This window comes from Polaribacter sp. WD7 (assembly GCF_003335085.1).
Taxonomy (GTDB): Bacteria; Bacteroidota; Bacteroidia; order Flavobacteriales; family Flavobacteriaceae; genus Polaribacter.
Genome location: NZ_QPEJ01000018.1, coordinates 958,367 through 965,487, shown reverse-complemented (window position 1 = coordinate 965,487; position 7,121 = coordinate 958,367). Strand labels below are relative to the sequence as shown.

Genomic DNA, 7,121 nt, shown 5'->3' with positions numbered 1-7,121 from the left:
CTAAAAATTTAAGAACTAACCGAGTTCAAACTATTTTTTTGCCTTCTAAACGGCTGAAAAAAATAGATTGAACGTGTCGAAAATCATCAAAAAAAGGTCAACCTATTTCAGTATAATACAAAATTCTTTTTTTCAATGGTTTTTTTTCAATTTATTAATGCAATCAACTTTTATTGCTATCTTTTAGTAATTACTTTTGAGTAACTACTTTTTATAATCGATTAGAAAAGGTATTTTAAAATTTGATAGAGAACTACACCTCCTCCTAAAACAAGTGTATAATTTATTAGTAAAATGTATTTTCTTAAGCACTTTACTATGTCAATCGTGACTTTATCAATTTGAAAATAATTCTGAATATACTAAAACGTATTCCTTATTAAACAAGGAGTATAAGATTGTTAGTATTTAAAATTTATTGGTGCAATGTTAAAAACAATTTCCACAAAACACCAAATTTAAATTTTAGTATTCGAATGATGCAACTCTTAAATTTATTCAAACAATAAATTAGGTTTTGTAAAATTAATAACTAATCAAAATCAAATAAAAATGAAAAAATTATTTATAATACTAATAGGCCTTTTATTATGGTCAAACACTTATGGTCAAGATCCATTATGGCGGTTTTCGATAACGTCTAACGATATTGATTTTATTAAAAGTGATGATCCTGACGACTTTCAAAGTGTATCTTATTTAGGAACTAGAGATAACGTGGAAATGCCGAGTAAAGAAAAACGAGGTCTATTTGAAGATGGGGTTCATATTTTTGAAGCCACATTTGCTACAGGAAAAGTACTACCAATATGGGTTAGCGGCGATCTGGGCAATGCAACACAAGCAAGAACTTGGGTAGACAAATTAACCCCTAGATTAGGTAAGTTGCCTGTACAAAACAGGCAAAACCTAGATCATATTAATATACACTGGGGAGGACCTAACACTACTGCGAATGCAGAGAACAAAGGAAGATTCTTTAATTTATATTCTCAAAATATGGATGTTCGTATCAGCAATAACGATTTAGAAGAAACCGTGTTTCATGAGTCAGTTCATGCCGGATATCAAGAAGATTATCAAGAAACAGCTGCATGGCAAAACGCAGTAAGTAGTGACAACGCATACATTACTGAATATGCAAGAGATTTTACTTTAGATGATGGTACAAAAATAGAAGATATGCCAGAACACGCCATTTTTTGTTACACATACCTAAAATACCCAGGAAGATTACCTGCTAATGTAGAAAATTTTGTAATCAATTATTTACAAAATAGAACCGCTTTTTTTAGAGATATAATTGGATACCCTGATAATACTGGTGGAAATAATACTGGAGGCAATAACAATGGTGGTAACAACAATGGCGGATCAAATAACGAAAATTTAATTGGTTTTGACAATTTAGGAGACCGAACAACCACTTCTGCTAATCGTAGAGCTATGCCTGTGGTAATGCCTGAAGATGGAACTATTACAAGTATTGCTATGTACCATGAAGCAGGGCAAGGTGATATGAGGTTAGCTATTTATAGTGGAAGTGGAACAAACCCCAATAATAGAATTGCTGTAACAGATGTTACTACTGTAAGCTCTCAAACAGGTTGGCAAACTATCCAACTACAGCAACCAGTTCAGGTCAATGCTAATGAAACTTTATTTTTAGCTTGGGTATATGAAAACAATCCAGGTATACGATATAGACAGGGAAGCCCAGGTAGAATAGATGCTGGTAGTGGTTGGTCTAGTGGTATGCCAAGTAGCTGGGGAAGCACTGCTAACCAATCTAATTGGATCTATTACATCTATGCAAACTACACCCCTTCATCTGGTTCTGACAATAATGGAGGATCATCAACTACTACAAGAGTTGGTTATAAAAACTTAGGAGACCTTGTTTCTGCAGCAGCATCTAACAGAAGAGCAATGCCGATTGACATGCCTAGTGATGGACAAATTACCAGTATTTCCATGTACCATGAAGGTGGTAGCAATGACATGACATTAGCCGTTTATGATGGTAGTGGTACCACACCTCAAAACAGGTTAGGCATTACACCTATTACACCAGTTAATAATTCTGCAGGCTGGCAAACTATTAACTTAGAACAACCTGTATCTGTTAGTGCTAACCAAAGGCTTTTTTTAGCATGGGTGTACGAAGATAGTGTAGAAGTAAGGTACTATTCAGGAACTCCTGGTAGAATAAATTCTAATCAAGGATGGTCTGATGGTATTATGCCTAGTTTTTGGCAGGGTAATACTGCTCAATCTAATTGGGTTTATAATATTTATGCAAATTATACGACCACTAGCTTTAAGTCTTCTACTAAAAAAGGTGTAAATGATAACGAAAGTATTATTGATACGAGTTTAAAAAATAATATTACTTTAAAATCCTCGCTTGTAAAAAACGATTTGACCTTTGTAAATAATAATAGCATAACAGTAAGTAAAATTAGTATTTATGATATTACTGGTAAAGTTGTAGGTTTGATAAACGCACCACAATCTAATAAATTGATAAATATTGATGTTAGTAATTTAGACAGTGGTATTTACTTCGTAAATCTTAGTTCGTCAAATAATAACTTAAACTTTAAATGGTTGAAAAATTAACCTAATAAAACCATCTATATATTTTTTAAAAGTCCAAGATTTTTTTCTTGGGCTTTTTTTAAGAATTTAAAAATAACTTCAAAACAGGTTAGTTATTTTAACTGAGTTCGATATAAGAAAATTTAAATTAAAGCAGAAAATTAAGGTTCTGGTATCCAATTAACTAAAAATATTCTGCTTATGATTTATGACATTGAAATTATTGATTTTTTTTGTAATCTAGACAATTTTATGAAAGAATTTGATACTGTTTTGGTAAATAACATCATGATTTAGTTACCTTTTTTACTAAAAATTTACTTGTTTTATTATTGTATAAATTTTATCCAATCTAATTGTAAAACACTATTCTCTGTAGACTTAAAAACTACATATACATCTTCTTTAGAAATACCATGATCTATCTTAAGTTCTCTTTTTTGAAAAACTTTAGATTGATTTTTAGCTGTTAATTCTAGTTTTCCAATACACTTTCCTTTTGGACTTTTAGTTCGTATTTCTAAAGTTCCTTTTTTACCTTTAAAAGAACTATTTACTATTAGTTTTTGATATGCTTTATCAAAAGTTAAATTCGCAAATCTTACCCAATCTTTATCTTTAATATTTGACAGTACAAATCCATCTTTTTCACTCCCTATTTTTTCTATTGTTGATGATTTTTCATAAAACCATTCTGCTTCAATTTTTTCCCAAGAGGCATTGTATTGCCCTACTCCGTTACTAAAATGTTGATCTAAAAAGTTCGTGTCTGTTACAATTTTTCCACTATCATCGATATGGCAATAGGTTATAATAGACTCTCTAAACTTATAGCCTTTATTGATATAATAACACCAAATATGATAAAACTGACCTTTCCATTTGAAAAAACTTCCATGAGCAAATTCATTTAAATTATAACCTTTACCAACCCCTCCAAAACATTGGTATGGACCATAAATATTTTTAGAAACAGCATAATCTCTTCCCCAACTTAAATAATACCAATCTTTATGTTTAAAGAGATAATTCTTATCCATCCAATGTGGTGCATTTTCCCAAGCTTCTCCATTAATTTGAATTGGTTTTGGGGTCTCTGCAATAGAAATCATATCATCATTTAATTTTGTAATATGAAATCCTCCTCCTTCTTTATCTCCGTATATTAAATAGGGTGTTTTTTCTACATCATCATCAATTAAAATTGTTGGGTCGTGCATTGGCGCCACCAAAGGTTTTCCTAAAGCATCTTTAAAATTCCCTGTAGGAGATGAAGCAGACATTACTCCAACACCCCTTTTTCTATCTGAAAAATAAAAATAGTACTTCCCATTTCTTGTTGCAGCGTCACTCGCCCAACAATCTGTACTATTATCATCCATGTAGTTGTCTTTGGGGCTTATAGTACCCTGTAAAGACCAATGGCGTAAATCTGTTGACGAAAACACACGCCAGTCTTTCATTACCCAAGTTTTATCTTTTGGATTAGCATCATGGCCAGAGTATAAGTAAATTGTATCCTGAAAAACCCTTACATGAGGATCTGAAACACCAAGACCTTTTAAAATTGGATTTTGAGCAAAAGCAATACTGCAAAAAAACATGTAAAAAATAGCAACACTTGTTTTAATGAAATTGGTTTTATAAATGACCATTTATCTATCTGCTCCAATTACTTCTAAAGGTTGTTTTTCTGCTCCATTAATACGTTTTTTTTGATTTACAAAATAAGGTTGAAACGTGTAATTTGACTTTTCATCCCATTTTGAATTTTCTTTTGGTAAAAACGCTTTTAAAGTTGCTAACTTACTTTTATATTTAGGATTACTAGCTTCATTATACCATTCATTCGGGTCTTTACTATGATCATAAAACTCTTCTGTACCATCTTCATAGCGTATGTACCTGTAACCATCTTTTTTTATAGCATGGTTATTCATCGCAAAAGTAGTTAAGGCATAAGCATCTTGTAACCCCTCATCTTTTTGCATCATCGTTACTAAACTTTTTCCTTCATTTCTTTTATATGCAGGTAATCCACTTAATTCTAACAAGGTTGGATAAACAGACAACATTTCTACAGGTGCAGTAATTTTCTTTCCTTTCGGTAAATTGGGACCAGCAAATAGTAATGGTGCTTTGGTAGCTGTTTCCCAAAGTGCGTGTTTTGCAAACGTACCTTTTTCCCCTAAACGATATCCATGATCGGACCACAAAACAATAATGGTATTGTCTGCATGCTTACTACTTTCTAAAGCATCTAAAACACGACCTAACTCATAATCAACATAACTGACACATGCCAAATAGGCTTGCACAATTTTTTTCCACTCTCCACTTTCCTTTGCCCATTCTGTGGATGGCATCATTGGTAAATCGTTAATTTGTAAACCAATATTTGGAATATCATTTAAGTCATCAGATTTGTATGGAGGTGTTTCAATTTTATCCAAAGGATACAAATCGAACCATTTTTGAGGCACATACAAAGGTACATGAACACGTAAAAATCCTAAGCCCATAAAAAAAGGCTTTTCATAACTTTTCTGTAAACGTTCTTTAACCCAATTTACAGATTGATGATCTGGCATTAACGTATCGTTTTCTGGAAAAGCTCCCCAGTCTGTACTTGTTCTTCCGTGTTTTCCCTTAATTCCTTTTCCAAAACCATTCCAAACAAAACGTTCTTTAGGGTAAGGTCCAAAACCTTTTACACGTCCTCCAGATTCTTGAAATACATTTTTAGGAGCGTGAATGTGAAACAGCTTTCCAATACCCATTGTATGATACCCATTTTGCTGAAAATACTCTGGTAAAAACGTAATATCTTTAGTTGCAGGATTTCCCTCTCTTCTAATTTCGTTATCAGGTGTCATTCCATAAATTCCCGTTGTAGAAGGCCGTAAACCTGTCATTATAGAGGCTCTCGAAGGACCACAAAGTGGTGCTTGTACATGGGCATTGGTAAAGGTTACTCCCATTTTTGCTAATCGATCAAAATTTGGTGTTTTGATATTTGAAAAATTATCAATAGGACCTATCATATTGTTTAAATCATCAACAGCGATAAACAATACGTTTGGTTTTTTAACCTTTACTTTTTTACTTTCAGACGAACAAGCACCTAAAAATAGCGCTCCTATTAACAGCAAGAAATACGTTTTTTTCATCACAATTTATTTAGACCTAAACTCTTTAATTCTATTTTTTAGTTGTTCTACCACTTCTGGATTTTGATCTGCAATATTATTTTTCTCTAATGGGTCTTCATTAATATTGAACAACTGTACTTTTTCTTTCTTTTTTCTTATTGGATCTGGAACGATAATTTTGTAAGGAGGAAAAATAGCCATATTGTAAAACATACTCTTTTCTATAGATTCGAAATCATGCGCGTATACTTCTCCAAAAATTCCTTCTCGTTTATCCAATGTTTCTTTATTTAAAACACTAATTCCAGGTAAGTTTTCAGGTTTTTCTATACCTAAAACAGCTAAAACTGTTGGTACCATATCTATACTACTTACAACAGTTTCTGTATCCATTTTGGGCTTTATTTTACCTGCCCATTTGTACATAATTGGAGTGCGTATTCCTAAATCGTATGGTGCACGTTTAGATACTTTCATATAACCGCTTTTATTAGGATCTTGTTTCCATCCATTGTCGCATACATACACAAATAACGTATTTTCGGTTAAGCCTTTATCTTCAATTAAATCGAATAATTGTCCACAAGTTTCATCAAACCACTCTATCATCGCCCAGTATTTTGCCAAGTGCTCTGAGTCTGTTTTCTTTTTATATTTTTCGAATAAACGTTGTGGAGGATTATGAGGTCTGTGCGGTAAAAATGGTGCATACCATAAAAAGAAAGGTTTCTTTTCTTTTATTGCCAAGTCTACATAATTATTAATCGTATCTAAACCTTTTCTACCAATTTCTAAACCATAATCCCCATGACGACCACCTCGTTTCGGGTCTCCATGTGTCATACCATAATCAAAACCTCCAATTTTGTGGTTACCATGCCACCATTTTCCTGTTTGAAAAGACAAATAACCTTTTTCTTTCAACATGTCTGGAAGTGTCGTTTGCTTTTCAAAAGCAGCAATGACAGGTTTATAAGCTTCTGCTCTATTTTTTTGAGTTGCTTTACGGTCTCCTTTTACACGTTTATAAACGTAATCATTCCCTAAAATTCCGTGATTTTTAGGATACAAACCTGTAATTATAGTTGCCAATGAAGGAGAACACAAAGGAGTAGGTACATAACCTTTAGTAAAAGTTAAACTTTCTTTTGCAAATTGATCTATCCTTGGAGTTTCTATATTTTCATCTCCCATGAAACTATAATCTGTCCACGACTGGTCATCTGATAATATAAATACAATGTTTGGTGGCGTTTGAGCTTCTGCTGTATTTTCACTTTTACTTGTATTCTCTTTTTTCTTATTTCCACAAGATAAAAGCGAGCTTATAATTAAGGTATTAAAGAGTAGTAGTTTTATTATTTTCAT

General features: G+C 32.4%; 4 protein-coding genes. 1 reads left to right on the top strand and 3 read right to left on the bottom strand.

From position 1 onward, the window contains the following. The first annotated feature begins 552 nt into the window (after positions 1–552). On the top strand, positions 553–2,622 hold the full coding sequence (locus DUT90_RS13265; RefSeq protein WP_114427650.1) for a DUF4082 domain-containing protein: 2,070 nt from the start codon (positions 553–555) through the stop codon (positions 2,620–2,622). A gap of 308 nt (positions 2,623–2,930) precedes the next feature. Here the strand turns inward: DUT90_RS13265 and DUT90_RS13260 are convergent, their stop codons facing one another. Genes DUT90_RS13260 through DUT90_RS13250 form a run of 3 tightly spaced genes read right to left on the bottom strand, consistent with a single transcriptional unit; the run spans position 2,931 to position 7,121 of the window. Then, positions 2,931–4,256, bottom strand: coding sequence for a family 43 glycosylhydrolase (locus DUT90_RS13260; RefSeq protein WP_220222568.1), 1,326 nt, complete (start codon positions 4,254–4,256; stop codon positions 2,931–2,933). Further along, positions 4,257–5,771 (bottom strand): sulfatase, encoded by a 1,515-nt coding sequence (locus tag DUT90_RS13255; protein ID WP_114427649.1) that lies wholly within the window; start codon positions 5,769–5,771, stop codon positions 4,257–4,259. It abuts the gene before it with no gap. A gap of 6 nt (positions 5,772–5,777) precedes the next feature. Next, positions 5,778–7,121: a sulfatase gene (locus tag DUT90_RS13250; protein WP_114427648.1), complete on the bottom strand. Its 1,344-nt coding sequence runs from the start codon at positions 7,119–7,121 to the stop codon at positions 5,778–5,780.